The sequence below is a fragment of the Sorangium sp. So ce887 genome, assembly GCF_051521455.1.
Classification (GTDB): domain Bacteria; phylum Myxococcota_A; class Polyangia; order Polyangiales; family Polyangiaceae; genus Sorangium.
Window position 1 is genome coordinate 620475 of record NZ_CP150354.1, and the last position, 25342, is coordinate 645816.

A 25342-nucleotide genomic window follows, 5' to 3' on the forward strand; every position below is an offset into this window, starting at 1 on the left:
CCGCGCGCCGGGTCGGTGATGGCGAGGGAGGCGCGTCGCGCGGGCGGCGCGCTCCCGAAGGCCGACACGGTGGGCGCGGACAGGTTCATCGGTTTCGTTTCCGTCTCCGGAGGTCTCCATGCGTGACATCTTCAGCTTCTTCGAGAAGCCCAAAGACCCGCTGTCGTTCAGCGCCATCCGCATCTCGCTCGCGAGCCCGGAGAAGATCCGCGAGTGGTCCCACGGCGAGGTGAAGAAGCCGGAGACCATCAACTACCGGACGTTCAAGCCGGAGCGAGATGGTCTGTTCTGCGCCAAGATCTTCGGGCCGGTGAAGGACTACGAGTGCAATTGCGGCAAGTACAAGCGCATGAAGCACCGTGGCATCGTGTGCGAGAAGTGCGGCGTCGAGGTCATCCAGTCGAAGGTCCGCCGCGAGCGGCTCGGGCACATCTCGCTGGCCACGCCGGTCGCCCACATCTGGTTCCTGAAGAGCCTGCCGTCGCGCATCGGCAACATGCTCGACATCACGCTCAAGGACCTGGAAAAGGTGCTCTATTGCGAGGCCTACATCGTCATCGATCCGAAGGAGACCGGCCTCATGAGGGGCGATCTCCTGAGCGAGGAGCGCTATCTGCAGCTGCTCGACGAGTACGGTGACGACAAGTTCAGCGCCGGGATGGGCGGCGAGGCGGTCCTCGAGATGCTCAAGCAGGTCGACGTCCACGGCCTGGCCGAGCTGCTCAGGACCGAGATGCGCGCGGCGACCAGCGAGGCCAAGCGGAAGAAGCTCGCGAAGCGGCTCAAGGTCGTCGAGGCCTTCCGCGAGAGCGGCAATCGGCCGGAGTGGATGATGCTGACCGTGATCCCGGTGCTTCCGCCGGATCTGCGCCCGCTCGTGCCCCTGGACGGCGGCCGCTTCGCGACCAGCGATCTCAACGACCTCTACCGCCGCGTCATCAACCGCAACAACCGCCTGAAGCGGCTCCTCGAGCTGAACGCGCCGGAGATCATCATCCGGAACGAGCGCCGGATGCTGCAGGAGGCGGTCGACGCCCTGTTCGACAACGGCCGCCGCGGCAAGACGATCACCGGCCCGAACAAGCGCCCGCTCAAGTCGCTCTCCGACATGCTGAAGGGCAAGCAGGGCCGGTTCCGTCAGAACCTGCTCGGCAAGCGCGTCGACTACTCGGGCCGCTCGGTCATCGTCGTCGGCCCCACGCTGCGCCTGCACCAGTGCGGTCTGCCCAAGAAGATGGCGCTCGAGCTCTTCAAGCCGTTCATCTACAACAAGCTGGAAGAGCGCGGCTACGTCAACACCATCAAGAGCGCGAAGAAGATGGTGGAGAAGGAGCGCCCGGAGGTCTGGGACATCCTCGAGGAGGTCATCAGCGAGCACCCGGTGCTCCTGAACCGCGCCCCGACGCTCCACCGCCTCGGCATCCAGGCGTTCGAGCCGGTCCTCATCGAGGGCAAGGCGATCCAGCTGCACCCGCTGGTCTGCGCGGCGTTCAACGCCGACTTCGACGGCGACCAGATGGCGGTCCACGTGCCGCTGTCGGTCGAGGCGCAGATGGAGGCGCGCGTGCTCATGATGAGCACGAACAACATCCTCTCGCCCGCGAGCGGCAAGCCGATCATCAACCCGACTCAGGACATCGTGCTCGGGCTCTACTACGCGACCCGCGAGCGCAAGTTCGAGAAGGGGTCGTACCGCGCGGACACCCTCTCCTTCGGCGAGGACGGCGTGGCGCAGGGCTACCTGCGGGGCATCTACGCCTCTCCCGAGGAGGTGCGGATGGCCTACGACAACGGCGAGGTCGCGCTGCACGCCGGCGTCCGCGTCCGGGTGCCGATCATCGACGACGACGGGAACCCGCAGCTCGACGAGTTCGGCCACGTGAAGCGCCGCATCGTCGAGACCACGGTGGGCCGCGTCATCATCTCCGAGGTCCTCCCGAAGGGGGTCGCGTTCGAGTACGCGAACAAGACCCTCGACAAGAAGGCGCTCTCGGCGCTCATCGACGTCTGCTACCGCATCCACCGCAACAAGGAGACCGTCCTCCTCGCGGACCGGCTCCGCACGCTCGGCTTCGACCACGCGATGCGGGCGGGCATCTCGATCTGCATGGATCACATGGTGATCCCGGCGGCCAAGAAGGTCCTCCTGGGCGAGGCCCAGAAGGAGGTCGAGCGCGTCGTCGAGCAGTACCAGGAGGGGCTCATCACCGACGGCGAGCGGTACAACAAGATCGTCGATATCTGGGCGAGCATCGCCGACCAGGTCACGACCGAGATGATGGCCGGCATCGGCAAGGAGACGATCGTCGATCACGAGACGGGCAAGTCCTCGATCGAGCCGAGCTTCAACCCGATCTACATCATGGCCGACTCCGGCGCGCGCGGCTCCACGCAGCAGATCCGGCAGCTGGCCGCGATGCGCGGCCTGATGGCCAAACCGTCCGGCGAGATCATCGAGACGCCGATCACCGCGAACTTCCGCGAGGGTCTCAGCGTGCTCCAGTACTTCATCTCGACGCACGGCGCGCGCAAGGGCCTCGCCGACACCGCGCTCAAGACGGCGAACTCGGGTTACCTCACCCGGCGGCTCGTCGACGTGGCGCAGGACGCGGTCATCTCCGAGTTCGACTGCGGCACGCTCGACGGCATCCGCGTGGCGAAGCTCGAGGAGGCCGGCGAGGTCATCCAGCCGCTCGGCGACCGCATCCTCGGCCGCGTCGCGCTGGAGGACGTCGTCGACCCGCTCACCGGCGAGGTGCTCATCACCGCGAACACCGAGCTCGACGAGCAGGCGGTGCGGTCCATCGAGGACGCCGGCATCGAGGAGGTCGTCATCCGCTCGGTGCTCACGTGCCAGCTGCGCCGCGGGGTGTGCGCGCTCTGCTACGGCCGCGACCTCGCGCGCGGCTACCGGGTCAACATCGGCGAGGCGGTGGGCATCATCGCCGCCCAGTCGATCGGCGAGCCGGGCACGCAGCTCACGATGCGCACCTTCCACATCGGCGGCACCGCGGCGCGCGGCAAGATCGAGGCGAGCTACCTCGAGGCCCGCACCGAGGGCACGGTCCGCCTCCGCCGCGCGGTCGTCCAGAAGAAGAAGGACGGCACCATGGTGATCATGAACCGCCACGGCGAGATCGTGGTCGTCGACGAGACGGGGCGCGAGCGCGAGCACAACCGCCTCGTCTACGGCGCCATCCTCAAGAAGCCCGACGGCGAGCGCACCAAGGCCGGCGAGCTGCTCGCCGAGTGGGACCAGTTCGCGACGCCGATCCTCACCGAGGTCTCCGGCGTGGTGAAGTTCGGCGACCTCATCGAGGGCGTCAGCGTGCAGGATCGCCTCGACGAGGTGACGGGCCTCTCGCGAAAGGTCGTCATCGAGTCGAAGGCGGCCGACGTCCGCCCGCGCATCTCGCTGAAGGACCCCGAGTCCGGCAGGACGCTGAAGCTGCCGAACAGCGAGCTCGAGGCGCGCTACCTGCTCCCCGTCGGCGCGCACATCGTCGCGCAGGAGGGGGATCTCATCGAGGCCGGCGAGGTCATCGCGAAGATCCCGCGCGACACGACGAAGGTGCAGGACATCACCGGCGGTCTGCCCCGCGTCGCCGAGCTGTTCGAGGCCAGAAAGCCCAAGGATCACGCGATCATCAGCGAGATCGACGGCGAGGTCACGTTCGGCAAGGACACGAAGGGCAAGCGGAAGGTCATCATCACGCCGTACTCGCCGGACGGGCATGCGCTCGGCGATCAGGCGCGCGAGTACCTGATCCCCAAGGGCAAGCACATCCAGGTGCAGCCGGGCGACCGGGTGCGCGCGGGTGACCCGCTCCAGGACGGCCCGCCGAACCCGCACGACATCCTCCGGGTGAAGGGCGAGAAGGAGCTGTCGGCCTGGCTCGTGAACGAGATCCAGCAGGTCTACCGGCTCCAGGGCGTCGGCATCAACGACAAGCACATCGAGGTCATCGTCCGGCAGATGCTCCGGCGGGTCCGCGTGCGCGAGGTCGGCGATACGAACTTCCTGGTCGACGAGCAGGTGGAGAAGCACATCTTCGAGAAGGAGAACGAGACCGTCCTCGAGCGCGGCGGCAAGCCCGCCATCGCCGAGGCGCTCCTCCTCGGCATCACCAAGGCCAGCCTGTCGACCGAGTCGTTCATCAGCGCCTCGTCGTTCCAGGAGACGACCAAGGTGCTCACCGAGGCCGCGATCAACGGCAAGACGGACGATCTCCGCGGTCTCAAGGAGAACGTCATCATGGGCCGCCTGATCCCGGCCGGGACGGGGCTGCCCGCCTACAAGCGTCTCCAGGTCGTGGTCGAGGGCGAGCCGGTGGTGCAGGCGCCGTACGTCGCCCCGCGGCCGCGTCCCGAGGAGACGCTCACGGCGGTGAACGAGGAGTAACGGCCACCGGCGCGTCCAGGGCGGGGTCGACCCCCGCCTCCGGGCGCGCCGTCCGTCCCCTGGATACCAATTCGGGGGCGGCCTTCCTCTTTCAGCCCTGAGCTTGCCGGCCTGGCGAGCAGCGCCGACGTGGCGTGCGCGCCTACCCGGGGTCAGCCTTCACCTCCACACGTAGCAGCGCATCGGGTCGAGCGGGGCCTCGGGAGCCAACCGGCGTTGGCCGGGGTGCTCACGGGGCTCGCGCACCGAGCCGAGCTCTGCTCTCATCCATCGAGCGCACCCCATGGCTGCACACGCCGCGAGCGGCTGGCCAGCTTTCCCCGCGTGCTTTCGTTCCGCGAGGGTTCTTGGGCGCGCCCACCTCCAATTTCCGAGTAGAATCAGGTTTCGATGGCTTCCGTTCACGGATTGAACCAGCGGATTGCCGATCGCCTCGTCCTTGAGGGGCGCATCACCCCGGACGACCATCGTCGTGCGGTGGAGTACGCGATGCGTACCCGCGGCCGCATCGAGGACGCCATCATCGAGCTCGATATCGTCAACGAGGCCGAGCTCCTGAAGTTCATCGCGACCGTCCACAACACCCGCTTCGTCTCGACCGAGAAGCTCTCGAAGGCGATCATCGAGCCCCGCGTGCTCGCCAAGGTCTCGGCGATCACCGCGACGTTGCACGGCGTCTTCCCGGTCCTGCTCGACGAGCGGAACACGACGCTCTCGGTCGCGACTGCAGATCCCGACAACGACGTCGCGCTGCACGAGATCCGGCTGGCCGCGGGCGTGCGGGACGTACGCGCCATCGTCGCCAGGCCGGCGGCAGTGCGCGCGGCCATCGCCTTCCATTACCGGGGCGACACGACCGCCTTCAATTCGCTGCTGCGGCCGGTCAGCTCGTTCGACGAGATCCTCTACAACAACAACAATAACCCGTTCGAGCGCACGTCGATGACGCACGAGCGCGCGTCGATGACGCACGTGCCGGCCGCGCATTCGCAGCCGATGCACGGCCAGCCGGTGCACGCGCCGGCCGCGCATTCGCAGCCGATGCACGGGCAGACGACGATGCACGGGCAGACGACGATGCACGGGCAGCCGGCGCACGCGACGCCGCAGCTCGCGCCTATGCCTGCGGCGCTCGTCACGGCGCCGCAGGCTCCCGCGGTGATGCGGGCGCCCTCCGCGCCGCCGCGCGTGGCCCAGGCCGGGCCCCCGCCCACGCCCGTGCCGCCCTCGCCCCCCGCTCCGCCGCAGGTCGCCCCGATCTCCGTGCCGGTCGCGGTGGCAGCGGCGCCGCCGCCGCCGCACCCGACCACGAGCCACGCGTACGTCGAGACGCTGAACGTCCTCGTGAGCCTGCTAGAGAACGCGCGGCAGGACCTCCGGGGTCACTCCTCCACGGTCGCGCGCATCGTCCGCAAGCTCTGCGAGCGCATCGGCCTGCCGCCGACGACGGTCGCGAGCTACGTGGCCTCGGCCTACCTGCACGACCTCGGCAAGAACGGCCCGTACCACCTCACCGCGCTCAACGTCGCCGAGTACGAGGGGCACCGGCTCGCCGCGACGAAGAGCGTCGACCTCCCGGCCCACCTCATGGAGTCGGTGGGCCTGCCGCAGGACGTCGTCTCGGCGATCAACCTGATGTACGAGCGCTACGACGGCAGCGGCTTCCCCGACGGCCTGTCAGGCAAGGAGATCCCGCTCGGCGCGCGCATCCTCGCGGTCGCGGACACCTACGCCGACCTCACCCAGAACCCGCGCAACCCCTACCGCAAGGCGCTCCGCCCGCCCGAGGCCTGCGACGTGCTCGCCCAGTACCGCGGCACCATCTTCGATCCGAACATCGTCGATCTCTTCCGCCAGGTCATGACCGGCGACGACATGCGCGCGAAGCTCCTCGCCGACCGGCATCAGGCGCTCATCGTCGACCCGGATCCCGAGGAGACGACGGTGCTCGAGCTGCGGCTCCTCGAGCAGGGGTTCGAGGTCTCGATCGCGCGCAACGTGGCGCAGGCGCGCCGCGAGCTCGAGACGAAGGACATCGAGGTGGTCGTCAGCGAGATCGACCTCGAGGAGCCCGACGCCGGCCTCGTGCTCCGCGCCGACGCGCTGAAGCTCGGCTTCGGCCGCGACAAGACGTGGGTCATCCTCACCGCGAAGACCGACCGGCAGACCGCCCAGCGCGCCTTCGATCTCGGCGTCGACGACTTCGTCTCGAAGCCGGCGTCGACCGACGTCATGGCCGCCAAGCTCCGCCAGCTCATCGAGCGACGCTCCGCGACCGCCGTCCCCCGCGGCGTGTCCGGCTCGCTCGCCGAGATGGGCCTGCCGGACATGATCCAGATCCTCTGGCACGGCCGGAAGACGTGCGCGCTCAAGATCCAGGCGAACTCCATGGCCGGCGAGATTCACTTCGCCGACGGGCAGGTCGTCCACGCGCTCTGGGCCGGCGCGCTGGGCGAGGACGCGTTCTACAGGATGCTCACGCTCCGCGAGGGCGACTTCCGCCTCGACCCGAGCTTCTCGCCCAGCACCCGCAGCATCACCGCCTCGCCGGAGGCCCTGCTCCTCGAGGGGATGCGCCGCCTCGATGAAGGGACCCTGTCGTAGGAGCGGCGCGCGGGGAGGCCGGGTTGAAGAGCTCCGTCTGCATCGAGACCCCGCGGCTGCGCCTCCTCATCCCGCCCCTCGACTTCGCCGGCCGCTACCTCGCCTATTTCGAGCGCAATCGCGAGCACCTGGCCCGGTGGGATCCGCCGCGACCCGAGGGCTTCTACACCGAGGCGTTCTGGCGCGAGCGCCTCCTTCGCGATCGCGACGATTTCGTCGCGGACCGGGCGCTCCGGCTCGCGCTGCAGTGGCGCGGCGCTCCCGCGGGCGAGGTGATCGGGGTCTGCAACTTCACCCAGTTCGTTCGCGGCGTCTTCCAGGCCGCGACCCTCGGCTACTCGCTCGACCAGCGCGTCGTGGGCTCGGGCGTGATGTTCGAGGCGCTCGAGGCGACGATCGCGTACATGTTCGGCACGCTCGGCTTCCACCGGGTGATGGCGAATTACCTGCCGCACAACGAGCGCAGCGGTCGGTTGCTCCGGCGCCTCGGCTTCGTCGTCGAGGGGTACGCCCGCGATTACCTGTTCATCGACGGCGCCTGGCGCGACCACATCCTGACCGCGCTGACGAACCCCAGGCCGGCGCCCCCGGGCGCATCGCGGGCGCCTGCCGCGGCGCTCCCTTCTGGCGGCGCCGGCCAGCGCCGCGGATGATCGATCGGCGCTGCAGCGACCGCCGAGCGGCGCCTGGGCCCCCTACCTGCCGCGGCTGCTTCCGTCGGTAACTTTCCACGATCCTTGGTGATTGTGACGAGATCGGCCGCGGCCGCTGCGCGCCGCGTCTTGCCCTGTAGCGGGCGCGGCTCTAGCCTTTCCGGAGGCGTGGACCGCAGGTACGGCCGCGACCTGGAGGCACATGTACGGTCCGCAAGGCAATGGTGGCGGCAGCGCGCGCAGACCAGCGCAGCGCTCGACGAAGGTCATGGTCCCCGAGATCCGCGCCCGCAAAGGGGTCTCGCCGATCGCGATGGTGACGGCCTACGACTTCACGATGGCGCGGCTGCTCGACGAGGGCGGCGCCGATCTGCTGCTCGTCGGCGACTCGCTCGGGATGGTCGTGCAAGGGCACCCGACCACCCTCCCCGTCACGGTCGAGGAGATCTGTTATCACGGGCGCGCGGTGACGCGCGGCGCGCGGCGCGCCCACGTCGTGGGCGACATGCCGTTCATGAGCTTCCAGCTCTCTCCGATGCACGCGCTCGAGAACGCCGGGCGGATGATGAAGGAGGGCAGCTTCGAGAGCATCAAGCTCGAGGGGGGCGCCGAGATCGCGGAGCACGTGCGCCGGATCGTCGCCGCGGGCATCCCGGTGATGGGTCACCTCGGGCTCACGCCGCAGTCGGTGCACGCGATGGGCGGCTTCAAGGTGCAGGGCAAGGGCGACGAGGCGGCCGAGCGTCTCCTCGCCGACGCGCGCATCCTCGAGGAGGCGGGCGCCTACGCCATCGTGCTCGAGGCCATCCCGCCGGACCTCGCGCAGGAGGTGACGGAGGCGGTCTCCGTGCCGACGATCGGCATCGGCGCCGGGGCCGGCTGCGATGGGCAGGTGCTCGTCTGCTACGACCTGCTCGGGATGTTCCGCGAGCTGACGCCGAAGTTCGCGAAGCGCTTCGCCGAGGTCGGCGACCAGATCGTGGAGGCGACGCGCGCCTACGTGGACGAGGTGCAGTCGCGCACGTTCCCGGCCGCGGAGCACAGCTTCAAGCCGAACGGGCCTCGCCGGGCGGCCGCCGTGCCCGCCTCGCCGGCCAAGCCCGAGTTCGCGCCGGCGGACGAGATCCCGGCGCACTGGCAGACGCACTGAGCCGTGGCGGTGGGGCCTGGCGGACGCCGGCCGCCCCGCTGCCAGGCTGCGCTGAAGGTGGCCGCCGGCCTCAGCTCACCCGGGCCTCGGCCGGCTCCCGCCGGCCTCAGCTCGCCTGGGCTTCGGCCGGCTCCCGCCGGCCTCCGAGGGCGCGCAGCAGGAGCTCGGCCGCGAGCAGCGCGAGCAGCAGCAGCGCCACGTAGGGCGATCCGTCGATGGATGCCGACATGCCGCCCAGCTCCGCCGCGCGGGCGCTCTCGGCGACGCGCCGGGGGCGAAGGTCGATCTCGCGCTCCGGCACCGACACGACGCGCGTCGAGCGCTCGCCGTCCAGGGTGAGCTCGTAGCGCCCGGCGAGCGGGGGCGAGACGCGCAGCCGCCGATCGACCTCCACGACGGGGAGCGCCTCACGCCCCGTGGGGCCCTGGCCGCGGTCGACCCGCACGCGCTCGACCTTGACGTCGTGATAGCCGTCGAAGGTCCACGTCTCGCCCGCGGCGAGGCGTCGCGCGCCGCCGCGGGCGCGCGCGGCGCCGACGAACCCGTCGAGCAGCGAGAGGAACGCCGGCCGCAGCGCGACGTCGCTCTCCTCCGTGCTGAGCGGCAGCGTCATGAACAGCACGACGCCGCGCCCGAGCGGGCGGCGCACGAGGAATGGGGCGCCGTCGGTCCACCGGGCGAGCACCTCGGCGCCCTCCGAGGCCTCCGCGCCCAGCGTGGCCCGGCCGCGCGGGGCGACGTCGGCGAGGCCAGCCGCGGACGGTCCGAGCCAGCCCGCCGTGGCGGGATCCAACCCGGGCACCGGGGACGCCGACCAGCGGACGACGCCGGGCACCAGCGGCTCGAACCCGGCGCCGAGCGGCGCGGCGGCGGCGCGCTGGCCGAGCGTCAGGAGCGCGACGCCGCCGCGCTCGACCCACGCGGCGAGCGAGCGGCGCACCTCCGGCGTGAAGCCGGGCGCGTCGTCGACGATGAGCCCCGCGTGCGCGGCCAGCTCGTCCGCGTGCTCCGGGACCGAGGGCAGCGGCCTGATCTGCGCGTCGAGATCCAGCGCAGAGAGCGCCTGCTCGAGCGGCGGCGGGCCGCCCGTCTCGACGTGCGTGGTCGCGGGGTCGACCACGACCGCGATCGAGAGCGGGCCGCCGGCGGAGATGATCGGCGCGCGGTCGTCCTCGGCGATCGCGTCGCCGCCGGTGAGCACGGCGAGCAGGAGCTCGGGCGCCCCGGAGGGCAGATCGATCGTGAGCTCCTCGGCGCGCAGCGCCGGATCGAGCGCGACCTTGCCGAGCACCGCGTCGCCGGCGCGCACCTCGAGGGATCGCCCCGCGGCGGCGGAGGCGCCCGCGGCGGAGGCGGCCGGCGCCGCCGCGCCGCCGTCGCGCTCCGCGGCGGCGGGGTCGGGCCCGGGCGCGGCGGTCGACGCGGCGGTGCAGACGACGCGGATGCGCGCCTTCTGACTGGATCGATCCGCGCGCACGATCCCGCAGTCCTCTCCCGCCGCCTCGAGCTCCTCGAGCGGCACCCACGTGGCGATGTCGGGGGTGCCCGAGATGGGCGGGGCGCCTGGCGCGCCGTCCGCGAGGTCGCTGAGGAGCACGATGCGCTTGTCGCTCTGGGGCAGCCCCCGGAGCAGATCGCGCGCGAGGTCGAGGGCGCCGTCGAGGTCGGTGGCGCGGTCCGACGGCGTCACCGCGGCGAGCGCCTCGGTGAGGGCGGTGAGGTTGGTCGTCGACGCGAGGGCGACCCGGGCCGGGGCGCCCGCGAGGACGAGCGCCGCGGCGTCGCCGGGCGCGAGCCCGCCGGCGAGCTCGCGCGCGGCCGTGAGCGCGCGCTCGAACCGCGCGGGGCCGGCGCGCTCCACGCCGCCGGCGCCCGGGCGCGCGCGCATGCTGAGCGAGTCGTCGACGACGATGGCGAGCGCGACGGACGCGCCGGCCCTGCGGCTGAGCGCCAGGTGCGAGCAGCGCAGGAGCGGCGTGGCGCCGAGCACCGCGAGCGCGAGCACCGAGACGGCCCGGGTGGCGAAGAGGGCGCGGTCCTCGAGGAGGCTCCGGCGCCGCGCCGTCGGCGGCGTGGGCGGGACCAGGCGCGCGGGCGGGAACGGCCGCTCCTCGGCGCGGCGACGGCGCAGGAGGTGCGCGGCGACCGGCGCGCCGACGAGCAGCGCGACGAGCAGCGCGCCCAGCGTGACGAAGCTCATCGCCGCACCTCGGCGATCGCCTGCACCAGGGAGCGGACGACGTCGGTCGGGGGATCGGCGCTCGTCGCGCGCAGCAGGCGGCCGCCGCGCGACGCGAGCGCGCGCGACCAGACCTCGGTCAGGGCGGCGAGGCGCGCCTTGTACTGCGCCCGGACCGCGCCCGCGTCGGCCTCGATGACGGCGCCGCCCTCGAGCGCGCGGAGGCGCACGTTGCCCTCGAAGTCGAGCTCCGCCTCGCTCGGATCGAGGACCTGGAGGGCGATCAGCGTGCGGCCGCCCGTGCTGAGCGCCGTGAACGCGGAGAGCGCGCGGTCCGTGCCGGATTCGTGAGCAAGATCGAGTAGATCCGAGATGAGCAGGACGACGGCGCCGCGGCGGGCCTTCTTCGCGATGGGCGCGAGGGCGCGCTCGATGGCGCCCGCGTCGCCGCTCCAGTCCTGGGCCGCGGAGGTGGCCTCGAGGGCGCCCACGATCCGCTCGAACGCCTCGCGCCCCGCCATGGCGGGCAGGCCGTGGGTGCCGGCGCCGCCGAGCCACGCGAGCCCCACCGGGTCGCCGGTGGCGAGCGCGACGCGGGCCATGGCCGCGGCGATCAGCGCCGCGTAGGCGAGCTTGGCGCCGGGCGCGCGCCGGCCTCGGTAGGACATCGAGGCGGTCGCGTCGACGCACAGCCAGAGGGCGCGATCGGTCTCGGTCTCGAACTCGCGCACCATGAGGCGATCGTGGCGGAGCAGGGCGCGGCGATCGAAGAAGCGGAGATCGTCGCCGGGCACGTAGGGCCGCTGCCCGCCGAACTCGACGCCGGCGCCCTTGCGGATGCTCCGGTGCATCCCCGCGTAGACGCCCTCGGCGACGGCGCGCGACTTGAGCCGGAGCGGGGCGAGCCCGCCCCAGTCGATGGGGAACGTGGCGAGCGAGGCGCGGTCGGAAGCGAGCGGCACAGGGGCGCTTCTTAGCCTGGATCCACGGGGCGATCACCCCGCGCCAACCGGGCAGCACGAGCGCGGTGGAGCCGCGGAATCGATCGGTGATCGAGTGGTGATCGAGCGGTAGACGCGCGGTCCCGGGCTGTAGAACCGCGGCCGGGCGGCTCCCGGCCAGGCTCCTGGGCTCCCTCCCTCGCGCGGCTTTATCGTGTGATTTCCGGTTCTTCCGGAGCCCGGGGCTTGCCGAGGCGACGTCCGCCACACATCAGCTCCATGGGATGGCTGACGAGAAAAGGCCGGCGTCGCGCACGTGGCTCGGGTACCTGCTGATCGCCGCCGCGGTCCTGGTCTTTTCCGGGATCGTCAAGCCGCCGGGGTCCCCGCTCGTGCCCTACGACGAGGCGGTCGCCGAGGTGCGGCGCGGGGAGGTCGCCGCGGCGGTCGTGAAGCCCGACGAGATCGAGCTCGTCCGCCGCGGCGGCGGGCAGCGGCCCGAGGAGCGCGTCCGCGTGACGCGGCTGCCCGGCGTCGAGGACGAGCCGATCGTGCGGGCGCTGCTCGAGCAGCAGGTCCGCATCGAGGCGAAGAGCGCCCGGTCCGCGGCGTGGACGCAGGTGGCGATCTGGCTCTTGCCGCTCCTGCTCATCAACGCGGTGTTCTTCATGATGCTGCGCCGGGCGGGGCAGGGGGCCGGCGGGCCGCTCGGGTTCCTGCGCAGCAGGGCGAAGATCTACGATCGGTCCAGGCAGGATCCGGTGCGCTTCTCCGACGTCGCGGGGGTCGACGAGGCCAAGGACGAGCTCGTCGAGGTGGTCGACTTCCTCAAGGAGCCGTCGCGGTACCGCTCGCTGGGCGGGCGGATCCCGCGCGGCCTCCTGCTCGTCGGGCCGCCCGGCACCGGCAAGACGCTGCTCGCGCGCGCCGTGGCAGGCGAGGCGAACGTGCCGTTCTTCTCGCTGAACGCGAGCGAGTTCGTCGAGATGTTCGTGGGGCTCGGGGCCGCGCGCGTGCGCGAGCTCTTCGAGGAGGCGCGCAAGAGCGCGCCCAGCATCGTGTTCCTCGACGAGATCGACGCCGTGGGCAGGACCCGGGGCGGCCTCAGCGCCCTCTCGACCCACGACGAGCGCGAGCAGACGCTCCACCAGCTCCTCGCCGAGCTCGACGGCTTCGACGCGCGCACCACCGTGATCCTGATGGCCGCCACCAACCGGCCCGAGGTGCTCGATCCGGCCCTCATGCGGCCCGGGCGCTTCGACCGCCAGGTCATCGTGGATCGGCCCGATCTGCGCGGCCGCGAGGCGATCCTCGCCGTGCACGCGCGGCGGGTGCCGCTCGCGAAGGACGTCGACCTCGGGCTCGTGGCGCGCCGCACGCCGGGCATGGTCGGGGCCGACCTCGCCAAGATCGTCAACGAGGCGGCGCTCGCCGGGGCGCGGCGCGGCGCCCGGGAGATCGGCCAGGCCGACTTCGACGAAGCGCTCGATCGGTCGCAGCTCGGGCTCCGGCGCCGCGGGCAGATCATGACCGCGGAGGAGCGGCGGCGCGTGGCGTACCACGAGGCCGGGCACGCGCTCGTCGCGCTCGCGCTGCCGTCCGCCGATCCGGTGGAGCGGGTGTCCATCGTGGCGCGCACGATCGGCGCGCTCGGCGTCACGATCCAGGTACCCCGCGACGAGCGCCAGCTGGTCACCGAGCAGGAGATCGAGTCGCGCGTCACGGTGATGCTCGGCGGCAGGGCGGCGGAGGAGATCGCGCTCGGCCAGGTCTCGAGCGGCGCGCACGACGATCTCGGGCGGGCCACGGCGCTCGTCCGCGAGATGGTGACCCGCCTCGGAATGAGCCGGCGCCTCGGGCTGCCCGCGCTCTCGCGCCCCGTCGGCGCGCCGATGCTCGGCGTGATCCAGGAGGAGCGCATGTGCAGCGAGGAGACCGCGCGCGAGGTCGACGAGGAGGTGAGGGAGCGGCTCGGCGAGATGTATCTGAAGGCCAAGCAGCTGCTCGTCGATCGCCGCGAGGGCCTCGAGGCGGCCGCGGAGGCGCTCGTGCTCAAGGAGACCCTGCGCGGCGAGGAGCTGGAGCAGATCGCGGCCGTGTCGGCGCGCCGGAAGATCTCCGTGGGGTCGCCGAGCGCGGCCTGAAGCTCGGGGCCGCGCGGCGCCGGGGCGCGCGGCCAGGGCCGCACGGTTCCGGGCACGAGGCTCAGGTCGCGCGGCGCCGGCGCCTGAGGCCGCCCGCGAGCGCGGCGAGCGACAGCCCGGCGGCCGCCCACGCCCCGCCGCCCGCGCCCCCGCGCGGCGCGCTTCCGGCCGCGCGGCAGGCGCAGCCGCCGTCCTGATCCGTGGGCTCACCGCTGTCCGGCCCGTCGTCCGGCGCTGCGACGCCGATCCCCCTCACCGTGATCTCCTGCACCGGATCGCTCGGGTCGTTCGACTCGACGAGGACGGTCGCCGCGAACGCGCCGCTCGCCTTCGGCGCGAAGCGGATCGCGAAGTCGACCGCCGTCTCCGGGTCGACCTCGAGCGCCGTGTGCGCGAGCTCGAAGCTCTCCGGATCGTCGGTCGTCACGGCGACGTCGAGCAGCGCCTCCCCTGCGTTCGACAGCTGGACGATCTCCACGTTGGCCTGCCCGACCTCCACCGCGCCGAAGTCGATCTCCTGCGTGTCCAGCGCGAGATCCGGGAGCGGGACATGGACGCGCTCGCTCTCGAAGCGCCATTCCCGCTCGGTGAGCGGGAAGGCGAGCGGGAGGTCGACGATCGGGATCGACCACTCGCGGCCGAGCAGGCTGACGCTGAACGCGGGGATGAGGTGGAGCGTGCCCTCGTAGCGCACCGAGCCCTCCGGGCGGACGTTGAGCTCGACCGACGGGCCGCCCAGGTACTCCGTGGAGGAGGCGCTGCGCTCCGAGGTGATGTCGCCTCCGCTCACCGTCGCCTGATCGAGCGTCTCGATGGCCACGCGGTGGGTCACGTACCGCGCAGCGACATCCATGGCGACGTCGAGCTCGAACCTCCCCTCGATACCGGGGATCGACCCGCCGATGAGGTCGCCGAGGGCGACGGACGCGAGCCGCTGCGGCTCGGTCGAGCTCGCCAGCGCAATGCCCGGCTCCCAGCCCCAGGCGTCGAACGGCGCGCTGGCGTGCACCTGGAAATCGAGCTGGGGCACATAGGGGATTTCGCCTGTCCAGTCGAAGTCCTGGCCGAGGACGGATAGGCTGATGCGCCCCTGTGCGCTGACGTCGAGCCCGTAATCGCAGCTGAACGTGCCTCCGTCCTGGTCGCCGGGGGCCGTGAGCGCGAGCGCCTCTGGCCACGACGCCTCGAGCGCTCCGCTCAGCGAGACCTTCGTGTTCGCATAGACCGCGGCCCGGAGGTTCAGTTGCAACGGTGAGCCCGGTGGGACCCAGCCCGTCTCGAAGTCGAGCTCGAGCGGGATGGCCTCGCTGCGCTCGAAGGCGACCGCCCCCCGCTCGCAATAGAACGGGTCGTCGACGCACGGTGCAGCGAGCGAGTCGTAGGCCGACGCAGCCGCGGGGGCGAAGAGGGTGAGCGCGGCGGCGGCGCAGGAGAGAGCGCGCCGGGGCCGAGCCGCGCGGGAGGCCGTGAGTGCAGCGTCGCCGGGCAGCAGAGAGCGCATGATAACGATTACCACGATCCGCGCGCTCCACGCCATGGCCGCATTCCGCGATGACGGCGTCGCTAACGTGCCCCGAACAGCGTGCCGACCACGATTCCGGCGGCCGCACAGAGAATGGCCACCACGGTCCAGAGGAGCCGCTCGCGCGAGAGGCTCGCCGCCGCCAGCGCGCCGTTGCCGGACGTGCCCTCGACCATCGCGGATCGGTCCGCGGGCAGCGCCCTGACCTCCGCGCTCTCCCGGGGCGGAACGGAGGGACCGACGTCCGAGGTGGACGCGTCGTTCTGGGGCGTCGCGGCGTGGTCCAGGCCGGTCCGCTCGAGCTCCAGCTCGGTGATCGAGATGGCGTCCGCGAGGTTCGCTGGCGTGTGGCCGACGACGCGCCGTTCGCGGCAGGCGCGCAGGGCGTCGGCGAAGGCCCGGGCGCTCCGGTGCCGCTCGGCCGGGTCCTTGGCGAGGGCCCTCAGGATGACCGCCTCCAGCCCGGCCGAGATGAGCCCGTCGCGCTTGCCAGAGCGCGGCGGCGGCGGCTGCTCGGCGATCTGCGCGGTCATCACGGCGATGGGCGTCCGCTTGCTGAACGGCACGGCGCCGACCACCATCTCGTAGAGGATGCAGCCGAGCGCATAGATGTCGCAGCGCGGATCGACGTCCTCGCCGCGCACCTGCTCCGGCGCCATGTACTCCGGCGTCCCGAAGATCATGTCCTGCTCGGTGAGCCCGGTCGTCATCTGCTCGCCGTGCACCACCTTCGCGAGCCCGAAATCGACCACGCGGACGCGGCCCGCGAGCGGCGACGGCGCGCCGCCGGCGTGCCCGCCCGAAGGCGGCGCGCCCGGGCGCTCGACGAGCACGTTCGCCGGCTTGAGATCGCGATGGACCACGCCCGCCGCGTGCGCGGTCTCCAGCGCGGAGCAGATCTGGAGGGCGATCTCGATCGCGCGGTCGACCTCGATCGGCGCGCGCTCCTGCAGGAGCTCCTCGAGCGAGCTGCCGTCGATGTGCTCGAGGGCGATCACGAGGAGCCCACCCTCCTCGACGAAGTCGAGCATCCGGACGACGTGGGGGCCCTCGATGCGCTTCAGGATGGCGGCTTCCCGGTGGTAGCGCCTGAAGATCTGCGGTGTGCCGGAGAGGTGTCTGTGGATCACCTTGAGCGCGACGCGCCGGCCGTCCTCGTCGCGGGCGGCGCGGTAGACGACGCCGGATGCGCCCTCGCCGACGACCGACTCCACGGTGTACTGCGACGCGACGCGGTGCCCGGGAGGCAGGCGCTCGGGCGCGATGGGCTGCGAGGTCACCGCGCACCACCTGCGTCCGCGGGGTTCGGCGGGGCAGGCTCCGGCGGAGGCAGCCTGAGGTGCAGCTCGGTCGATGAGGTGCAGGCGCTCACGATCTTCGGGCTGAGCTCGATGGGGTCGAGCCGGGCTGTCGGATCGTGCTCGCGCCACGCGGCGCAGGCGGTCTCGGCGAGCCCGGCGGCGTCGAGCGCGACGTAGGCCTCCAGCAGGTGCCGGTGCAGCGTGGCGATCTGCATCCGGGCGAGCTCGCCGTAGCCGAGCAGGCGGCTCGCCCGCGCCACCGCGTCGATGTACCGGCCGCTCCGCACGTCGCTCGCGAGCTGCGGCAGCTCGGCGTCGACCCGGCGCTGGGCCTCGCGCGCGCGGCCAGCCCCCTCGGAGCGCACCAGCGCGCCGGCGTTCGCTGCCTCGGCCTTGCCCTGGGTCGTGAGCGGCAGATCCGTGAGCGGCACGAGGATCACCGCGCCGCGGCGCAGCGTGTCCTTCTTGAAGTGGTTGTACTTGTGGAGCATCCACGCCTTGTCCCGCTTGCCGAGGAAGCGATAGGCGATGGTGAGCAGCGTGTCGTTCTGGCCGACGACGTACCGCAGGTTGTACGGGACGATGATCTCCTGCCCGTCGCTCGGCTCGATCCAGGGCATCGTGTCGTTCGAGAGCGCGAGGACGTCGCTCCGGTCGGCGGCGCCGAGCATCCGCTCCGCGAGGATCGCCCAGGTCTCGCCGGCGGTGACGCGGTGGTGGCCGAGCGCGGGCACCTCGAGCCGCAGGCCGGGCATGATCGGCACGCCGGCGCCCGCGTCGAGCGCGTTCGCGGCGACGAGCACCTGCTCCATCTGCACGCGCCCGTAGGTGCGCTCCGCGATCTGCGCGAGGGTCTCGCCCTCGCGGACGACGTGCGGGAACGCCGCCGCGGCGCTGGCTGCGAGCATCGTCGCGGCCAGGGCGCCCACGGAAAACCAAGTTTGCCGAGAGCTCACGCCGCGGAGGGTACCAGGGGTTTGTCCGCCGTGGGACGGCTCGTTCGGCGGCGCTGGCGGGATGTTCGCCGCGATTTCGGCGCGCCGACGGTTTCGTGCCAGAGTGCGCGCGAAGCATGAAAACCACGACGACGGCCGGCAAGATCCCGGCGTGGCTGTCGCGGCGCTCGCCCGCCGCGGCGCGGCTCCTCACGGCCGGTCTGCTCGGGCTGGCGACGCCGGGCTGCCTTGTCCGGCAGGACCTGTACGACCAGGCGCGCGCCGAGATCCAGAGAGAGCGCGAGGGGGGAGAGAAGGCGCGCGCCGAGGCCCAGCTCGCCCGCGCCGAGGCGGAGCAGCGGTCGATGCAGGCCGCCGCGATCGAGGCCGAGCTCTCGCGCCTCGCGGAGGACCTCCGGGCGCGCGATCTCAGGCTGTCCGAGGTGACGACGGCGGAGGCCGGGCTCGTGCGGCGGCTGGACGAGCTCGCCGCCATGAACGAGGAGCTGTCGGCGCGGCTCCGGAACGCGGGGCAGAGCGTGGGTCAGCTCGCGAACGAGCGCGGCAGCCTGTCGGCAGAGCTCGCCGAGACGCGGGCCAAGGTCGACGAGCTGCGCCGCCATCAGGCGGCGGCCGAGGCGCGGGCGGCGCGGATGCGCGACGTCATGGAGCAGCTCAAGGAGCAGGTCGACGCCGGCAAGGTCCGCGTCGGGCTGCGCGCCGGGCAGCTGCTGATCGAGGTGCCGGGCGACGTGCTTTTCGGCGCCGCGAGGGCCGAGCTCACGCCGGGAGGGCGAGCGGTGCTCGACGAGATCGCCGGGGTGCTCCGGGCGATGCCGGAGTGGCGATTTCAGGTCGCCGCGCACACGGACAACGACCGGAAGCGGATGAAGAGCGCGCGGTTCTCGTCGAGCTGGGATCTCTCGGCGGCTCGGGCGACGGCGGTGGTCAAGCGGCTCGTCGAGCGCGGGATGTCGTCACGGAGCCTGTCGGCCGTCGGATATGGCGAGTTCAGCCCGGTCGGGCCGAACGACACGGAGGCGGGGCGGGCGAAGAACCGGCGGATCGAGATCGGTTTGGTGGCGGAACCGGAACAGACTGGGGGGACTGGGCAGCCTGGGCAGGCTGGCGAGACGGGGAAGGCAGCCGGCGCGAAGGGGGCTGTGGCGGCGCCGTGATGGGCATGAAAGCCGCTGCTCGGCATGTTCCGAGCCGGCGGCGGGTCCACGGGTCCCGCGGCCCAACGTCGCGATGGTCGTGACGCGCGGCCTGTCTGCGTAGCCCTGTACGTCGGCCGCAAGCCGGCCTTGTTCTCGCCGGGAGCTACCGTAGCAGGCGGCTGATCCGCATGGTCAACGCCTCTTGTGGGGCCGCCCGCTTCGGAGCCGGCGCCGCCTCCCCACGCCGCAGCGCGCACGCCGCGAGGATGCACAGCGCCGGGGTCACGACCATGTGATACCGGTCCTCGCCGAAGAACACCGCATGCGTGAGCGCCACCGAGGCGACCGCGAACGCGAGATAGCCGACGACTCCCCCGTTCGCCGGCCGGCCCGGCAGCGGCAGCGCCGCGATGAGCGGGATCGCCACCGCGAGCGGCCAGAACGCGTGCTCGTCCCCGAGCACCCCCCACGCGATGAGCCCGAGCACCGCCGCGAGCGCCAGGAGCTGCGCGACGAGCGCCCGCCACGGCCTCCACCGCGGCCGCGCCACGACCCCGAGCCCCGCGACGGCGAGCAAGGCGAGGTGCGACGTCGTGAGCACGCGGCGCCCGGCCGCGCGACGCTCCTCGGGCCACGCCGCAGGGTTCGCCTCGCCCAGGTAGCCGATCGGGAACGACTCGTGATCGAACGTGAAGCTCAGCTTCCTCGGGATCAGGCCCAGCCAGCGGACTGGATCATTCTTGATCCACCTGAGCCCCTCGACCGTCCAGCAGCGGTCCTGCGCCACCTGCCCGCGCGCGATCGGGCAGCCGTCGCCTGCGCGCAGCGTCTCGAAGCGGCCCGTGGCGCGCGGGAACGCGCCGATGGCGAGGTTCCAGCCGCCGTTCGTCGAGACGAGCGCGCAGCCGTCCATCACGCGGCAGTTCCGGATCGTCCACGGCGCCACCACGGCGAGGGCCGTGGCGGTCGACAGCGCCGCCGCGAGCGCGCCGCGCCTCCACCCGGCCCGCGCCCCGCCGGACGCCGCGCCCGGGCCACCCCGCGCGAGCAGCGCGAACGCCGGCGCGCAGAGCAAGCTCTGCGGCCGCACCAGCGTCGCCAGCCCGAGCGCCACGCCCGCGAGGACCGCGCCGCGGATGGGGCGCCCGCGCGCGACGCCGCGCGCGAGCAGCCACGGCGCCGTCACCAGGCCGAGCGCCGCGAGCGGCTCCGTCATGACGAGCGCCGCGTAGAGGACGAGCCCCGGCGAGAGCGCCGCGAGGAGCGCCGCCACGCGGGCGCGCGCCGGCGTGGTCGCGTACCGGGCCAGGCGATGGACCACGACGACGAGCAGCGCGCCGAGCACCGCGTTCGCGACGGTCGCCACGTGCGGCCCGGCGCCGAACAGCCGGTAAACGAGGCCCAGAAACCCGCTGTAGCCGACCGGGTAATGGCACCACGGGTGCCACACCGGCTGGCCGCCGACGATGAGATCGTCCGAGTAGCCGAGGCCGGCGGCGATCCGGCGCGCGCCGAAGTCGTAGTAATGGCCGTCCCAGACCGGCTCGCGCGCCCACGCGATCGCCACGTAGAGCCGCGGCAGCAGCGCGAGCACGAACGCGAGCGCCGAGAACGCGAGATCCCCGCCGGCGCGGGGCGGCGCGCGGCCGGGTCGCGCCGCCTCGGCGCCGGCGCGCGCCGCCTCAGCCATGCTGCCTGGCGCGCGTTCCGGCGGAGATCTCGCGCAGGCGACGCATGTACGTCTTCACCACCTGGGCCGGATCGAGCCGCAGGAATTTCGCAAATTCTTGAATGAATCCCTGTACATAGACGGGCGCCGGCAGGTCGCCCATCGACTCGTTCTCGATCGCCTGGAGGTGCGCCAGGGAGATCTTCGTCCGCTGCGAGATGTCGGTGAGCTCGACCCCCTGCGACTCGCGCACCTTGCGCAGCAGCGCGCCGCTGAACTGCGTCTCGGCGTTGATCTCGCGCGCGAGCTCGGCCTGGAGCATGGCGAGCTCGGCCGCGGCGGCGGCGTTCTCGGCGCGCGCCGGGCCGAGCGGCGTGCGCGGGTCGTCCGGGTAGGTCGAGAGGTCGTAGGCGCGGCGGCGCACCGGATCGAGCAGGGTGTCGTGCGCCTCCTCGATGCGCGCCTGCTCCCGCTGGAGCACCGCGGGGCTCAGCACGCTCACGACCGGCAGGCTGCCCTCGCGGTAGGTGTCGCGCTGCCGCTTGTAGGCGCGCCGGATCTCGTCGTCGGCGGCCGTCCGGGCGAGGCCGAGCGCCTCGTACAGGGTGGCCGGCGCGGCGCTCTTCGCGGCGGCGGCGAGGGCGCGCGCGTGCGCCTCGGCGGGGCGCGAGTCGCGCGCGGCGAGCAGCGCGAGGATGCGCCGGGCCACGCGCTCGAGGTTGCGCGCGCTCTTCGAGGTCGGGCTGTCGATGAGGAGCGGCTGGCGCCGCCGCGCGGTCAGCCACACCGCGTCGTCGTGCTCGATGTGCCCGAGGTAGTCGAGGGAGATGCCGAGGAAGCGCTCCGAGACGGCGCTCATCGCCGGGCCGAGCTCCAGGTCCGAGCGGTGCCGCGTCTGGCTGACCACGAGGTGCGGCGTCACCCGCGGCAGCTGCGCGGCCGCGAGCGACGCGACCCCCTCGTCGAACCGCTTCACCTCCATGATGAAGTCGCGCGGCGTCGCGAGCGCCGGGAGCGACGAGGCCACCTTCTCGACGAGCCGGATCTTGAAGCGCTCCTTCATGAGCGCCCGGCGCAGGGTGCGCTGGTAGAGCGCGCGGCAGAAGCGGTAAGAGTGCTCGACCGCGAGCGGCTCGGGCGTGGTGACGCAGATGCTGACGTCGGCGTGCAGGAAGAGGTCGAGCGTCGAGGAGCCCGTCGCCGCGCCGAGGCTGACGATCACGTAGTCGACGTCGAGCTCCTGGATCATCTTCATCCAGTAGGCGGCGCGGCTCGGCCGGAGCGGCGTGGCCGTCATCGGGTCGTACGCGGTCGGGACGAGCCGGAGCCCGGGCACCGTGGTCGCGATCGGCTCGGCCTTGCCCTCCTCGATGTCCTCGCGCGTGACGAGCGGCGGCGCCTGGATCCCCAGCGCCGCGTGCAGCCCAGGGCTGTAGGCGTCGGTGTCGATGATGACCACGTCGCGCCCGAGCTGCGCGAAGTACACCCCCAGGTTGACCGCGAGCGTCGCCTTCCCGACGCCCCCGCGGCCGCCCCCGACGGCGATCACGCGGCGGGATCGCGAGCTGGAGAACGAATGGGCCTCGCCCGGCAGGGCGAGGTCGTCGTCCGACGAGCCGGGCGGGAGGGTCGAGAAGCGCGACGGAGGGTAGGACTCACCGGAGCTGGACAAGGTTCCTCTTCGTGCGGGCGGGGGCGGCGTGCGGTGTGCGGTCTCGATCCACCTGCGCGCTGCTCGAGAAGCGCGCGTGTCCCTCCTAGCACGCGTCGCGCGCCGCCATCAGCGCCGCCGTCGCCGGGGCTCGGCGCGGGCGCGCGCGCCGTCTGCCCGCGCCGCCCGGCCCGGCCGGAGCCGTCTCGACGCGCCCCGGCCGCTGGGCTAGTCGCTCGCCGTGGCCACCGTCCGACCCTTCCGCGCTTACCGACCTCCCCAGGCGCACGCGGCCCGCGTCGCCAGCCCGCCGTACGACGTCATCTCCACCGCCGAGGCGCGCGCCCTCGCGGCCGGAGGCCTGCACAGCTTCCTCCGCGTCTCCCGGCCCGAGATCGACCTGCCCGAAGGGACGGACGAGCACGACGACGCCGTCTACGCCCGCGGCGCGCAGAACCTCGCCGACCTCATCGCCAGCGGCGATCTCGCGCAGGACCCGGAGCCGCACCTCTACCTCTACGCCCAGAAGATGGGCAATCACGGGCAGATCGGCGTCGTCGGCTGCGCCTCGGTCGCGGAGTACGAGCAGGAAGTCATCAAGAAGCACGAGAAGACGCGCCCCGACAAGGAGGACGACCGCACTCGCCACATCGAGGAGCTCGGCGCCCACGACGAGCCGGTATTCCTCACGTACCGCGCCGACACGGGCATCGACAGCGCGGTCGCGCAGGCCACGCAGTCGCCGCCCATCTACGATTTCACGACGGCCGACGGGGTCGAGCACAAGCTCTGGGTCCTCGGCCGCCAGGCGACCGCCGAGCTCGAGGAGCACTTCCAGGCGATCCCGACGCTCTACATCGCCGACGGCCACCACCGCAGCGCCGCGGCGGCGCGCGTCCACAGGACGCTGCGCGGCGACGGCGGCGAGCACGACGTCTTCCTCGCCGTGGTCTTCCCGCACGACCAGATGAACATCATGCCGTACAACCGCGTCGTGCGAGACCTCGCCGGCCGCAGCGCCGAGGCGCTCCTCGGCGCCCTGGGCGAGCGGCTCGACGTGGCGCCGGCCAGCGACGGCGCGGCCGCGACCCCGGCCAGCCCGCGGTCGTTCGGGCTCTACCTCGGCGGCCGCTGGTACACCGCGAAGGCCCGCCCGGGGTCGTTCGACGCGAAGGACCCGGTGGCCTCGCTCGACTGCTCCATCTGCCAGGACCAGATCCTCGGCCCGATCTTCGGCGTCAGCGACCCCCGCCGGGACAAGCACGTCGATTTCGTCGGCGGCATCCGCGGTATCGCCGAGCTCGAGCAGCGCGTCGACTCGGGCGCGTTCACGATGGCGATCCACCTCCATCCGACGCAGATCGGCGAGCTGTTCGCGGTCAGCGACGCGGGGCTGCTCATGCCGCCCAAGAGCACGTGGTTCGAGCCGAAGCTCCGCAGCGGGCTCTTCATCCATACGTTCTGACGAAAGCGCCGCGCTGGGGGTAGACTGCGCCCATGGCGGACATCAAGCGCGTATCACCCGAACAGGCAAAGAAGCTCATCGACGAGGAGGGGTATCTCTACCTCGATGTCCGGAGCGAGCCCGAATACGGCGCCGGGCACCCGAGCGGCGCGCACAACGTGCCGCTCCTGCACGCCGCTGCCGGCGGCATGAAGCCCAACCAGGACTTCCTCGACGTGGTCTGCTCCCTCTACCCGAAGGACGCGAAGATCATCGTGGGTTGCCGGTCCGGACAGCGCTCGATGCGCGCGGCCGAGGCCATGGTGTCGGCCGGCTACACGGCCGTCATCGATCAGCGCGCCGGCTTCGAGGGGCCGCGCGACGCGTTCGGCGCGCTCACCGAGAAGGGGTGGGGGCCGGCCGGGCTGCCCGTCGAGACGACCACGCCCGGCGCATCGTACGCCGAGCTCCAGCAGAAGGCCGGCAGGTAACGACCCCGCCGAGAGATCCCGGCGCAGGCGGGCGATCCAGCCGAGCCGCGCCGGCATCGCGACCCGGACGTCCGCGCCGTCGGCGTGCGCTCTGTACGGCGCGAGCAGCTTCGACCGCTCCGGATCCGCGGTTTGCCGAGGGCCGCGCCTTCCGCTAGGAACCCGCGTGCTCCACGGTGCGCGCGTCGCAGTGGTCATCCCCGCGCGGGACGAGGCGCGGTGGATCGCCGAGGCGGTGGGGTCCGTCCCCGCCTTCGTCGACCACGTGATCGTCGTGGACGATGCCAGCCGGGACAGCACGGCCGAGATCGCGCGCGGAACCGGGGACGAGCGCCTCGAGGTGCTCGTGCACCCCGAGTGCCGCGGCGTCGGCGCGGCGATCGTCGGCGGCTACCGGCGCGCTCGCGCCCTGGGGGCCGCCGCCGTCGCCGTCATGGCCGGCGACGGGCAGATGGACCCCCGCGACCTCCCGCGCGTCATCGCCCCGATCACCACGGGGGAAGCCGATTATGTGAAGGGCGATCGGCTGCGGCACCCGGACGTCTTTCGCGTCATGCCCCTCCAGCGGCTCGCCGCGACGGCAGCGCTCGCCGCGCTCACCCGCCGCGCGGCGGGGCTCGACGCCCTCTCCGACAGCCAGTGCGGATACACCGCCATCTCGGCCCGCGCGATCGACGCGCTCGACCTCGACGGCCTCTGGCCTCGCTACGGCTATCCGAACGACCTGCTCGCCGCCCTCGCGGCGCGCCGCCTCCGCGTCCGCGAGGTCACCGTGCGCCCCGTCTACCGCGGCGAGGCGAGCGGCTTGCGCGCGCGCCACGTGCTCACCATCCTTCTCCTGATTGCCAGGAATGCCATAAGGCATCGCCTGAGCCCATCAGGGAAATCGCAGATCGCCCAGGCCAGGACGGAACGCGTGAGTCGGAGTTGACCAAAGTTGACCGAAGTTGACCGAATCGACAGGAACCCTCGCGTAAAAAGGTCGACAATCCGCCCGTTGGTTCCATAGCAAAGCTGCCTGGCGACCTGACTCATCGGCTTGGCGCAGCGTGCCCCGCAGGCGTGGGCCCCGCAGCCATGCTTCAACACGGGGGGT

General features: G+C 72.5%; 16 protein-coding genes. 9 read left to right on the forward strand and 7 right to left on the reverse strand.

All coding sequences use genetic code 11. The features are described 5' to 3' along the window. Positions 1-118 precede the first annotated feature (118 nt). From rpoC to panB, 4 genes are all read left to right on the forward strand, one after another. Complete coding sequence (gene rpoC, locus WMF36_RS02470) at positions 119-4402, forward strand: DNA-directed RNA polymerase subunit beta' (RefSeq protein WP_437577950.1); 4284 nt, start codon at positions 119-121, stop codon at positions 4400-4402. A 390-nt stretch (positions 4403-4792) separates the two neighbouring features. Then, on the forward strand, positions 4793-7006 hold the full coding sequence (locus tag WMF36_RS02475; protein ID WP_437577951.1) for an HD domain-containing phosphohydrolase: 2214 nt from the start codon (positions 4793-4795) through the stop codon (positions 7004-7006). A 23-nt stretch (positions 7007-7029) separates the two neighbouring features. Then, a complete protein-coding gene (locus WMF36_RS02480) occupies positions 7030-7659 on the forward strand; it encodes a GNAT family N-acetyltransferase (RefSeq protein ID WP_437577952.1) in 630 nt (209 codons plus the stop codon). Between the two features lie 202 nt (positions 7660-7861). Then, positions 7862-8809, forward strand: a complete 948-nt coding sequence (panB, locus tag WMF36_RS02485; protein ID WP_437577953.1) for a 3-methyl-2-oxobutanoate hydroxymethyltransferase — start codon at positions 7862-7864, stop codon at positions 8807-8809. Positions 8810-8915: 106 nt separating this feature from the next. Here panB and WMF36_RS02490 read toward each other — a convergent pair whose 3' ends face one another. Then, the gene (locus tag WMF36_RS02490; RefSeq protein WP_437577954.1) at positions 8916-11009 is read right to left on the reverse strand and encodes a VWA domain-containing protein; all 2094 of its coding nucleotides are present in this window, start codon (positions 11007-11009) and stop codon (positions 8916-8918) included. Beyond that, a complete protein-coding gene (locus WMF36_RS02495) occupies positions 11006-11950 on the reverse strand; it encodes a DUF58 domain-containing protein (protein ID WP_437577955.1) in 945 nt (314 codons plus the stop codon). The genes WMF36_RS02490 and WMF36_RS02495 overlap by 4 nt, the downstream gene beginning before the upstream one ends. 263 nt (positions 11951-12213) lie before the next feature. On the opposite strand from WMF36_RS02495, the gene ftsH reads away from it, so the two are divergent. Beyond that, positions 12214-14073, forward strand: a complete 1860-nt coding sequence (gene ftsH / locus WMF36_RS02500; protein WP_437577956.1) for an ATP-dependent zinc metalloprotease FtsH — start codon at positions 12214-12216, stop codon at positions 14071-14073. A gap of 61 nt (positions 14074-14134) precedes the next feature. On the opposite strand, the gene WMF36_RS02505 is transcribed toward ftsH, so the two are convergent. From WMF36_RS02505 to WMF36_RS02515, 3 genes are all read right to left on the reverse strand, one after another. Beyond that, the gene (locus WMF36_RS02505) at positions 14135-15574 is read right to left on the reverse strand and encodes a choice-of-anchor D domain-containing protein (RefSeq protein WP_437577958.1); all 1440 of its coding nucleotides are present in this window, start codon (positions 15572-15574) and stop codon (positions 14135-14137) included. Between the two features lie 62 nt (positions 15575-15636). Further along, positions 15637-16875, reverse strand: coding sequence for a serine/threonine-protein kinase (locus tag WMF36_RS02510; protein WP_437577959.1), 1239 nt, complete (start codon positions 16873-16875; stop codon positions 15637-15639). Further along, complete coding sequence (locus WMF36_RS02515) at positions 16872-17804, reverse strand: LysM peptidoglycan-binding domain-containing protein (protein WP_437577960.1); 933 nt, start codon at positions 17802-17804, stop codon at positions 16872-16874. Before WMF36_RS02515 ends, WMF36_RS02510 begins: the two co-directional genes overlap by 4 nt. A gap of 164 nt (positions 17805-17968) precedes the next feature. Between WMF36_RS02515 and WMF36_RS02520 the strand changes: the two genes are divergently transcribed. Further along, positions 17969-19009 (forward strand): OmpA family protein, encoded by a 1041-nt coding sequence (locus tag WMF36_RS02520; RefSeq protein WP_437577961.1) that lies wholly within the window; start codon positions 17969-17971, stop codon positions 19007-19009. Positions 19010-19154: 145 nt separating this feature from the next. Here WMF36_RS02520 and WMF36_RS02525 read toward each other — a convergent pair whose 3' ends face one another. After that, complete coding sequence (locus tag WMF36_RS02525; protein ID WP_437577962.1) at positions 19155-20681, reverse strand: glycosyltransferase family 39 protein; 1527 nt, start codon at positions 20679-20681, stop codon at positions 19155-19157. After that, positions 20674-22332, reverse strand: a complete 1659-nt coding sequence (locus WMF36_RS02530) for a helix-turn-helix domain-containing protein (protein ID WP_437577963.1) — start codon at positions 22330-22332, stop codon at positions 20674-20676. Before WMF36_RS02530 ends, WMF36_RS02525 begins: the two co-directional genes overlap by 8 nt. Positions 22333-22552: 220 nt before the next feature. Between WMF36_RS02530 and WMF36_RS02535 the strand changes: the two genes are divergently transcribed. From WMF36_RS02535 to WMF36_RS02545, 3 genes are all read left to right on the forward strand, one after another. Then, positions 22553-23776, forward strand: coding sequence for a DUF1015 domain-containing protein (locus WMF36_RS02535; protein ID WP_437577964.1), 1224 nt, complete (start codon positions 22553-22555; stop codon positions 23774-23776). Positions 23777-23808: 32 nt separating this feature from the next. Further along, positions 23809-24246, forward strand: coding sequence for a rhodanese-like domain-containing protein (locus WMF36_RS02540; protein WP_437577965.1), 438 nt, complete (start codon positions 23809-23811; stop codon positions 24244-24246). A 166-nt stretch (positions 24247-24412) separates the two neighbouring features. Further along, on the forward strand, positions 24413-25177 hold the full coding sequence (locus tag WMF36_RS02545; RefSeq protein WP_437577966.1) for a glycosyltransferase: 765 nt from the start codon (positions 24413-24415) through the stop codon (positions 25175-25177). Positions 25178-25342: the final 165 nt, after the last annotated feature.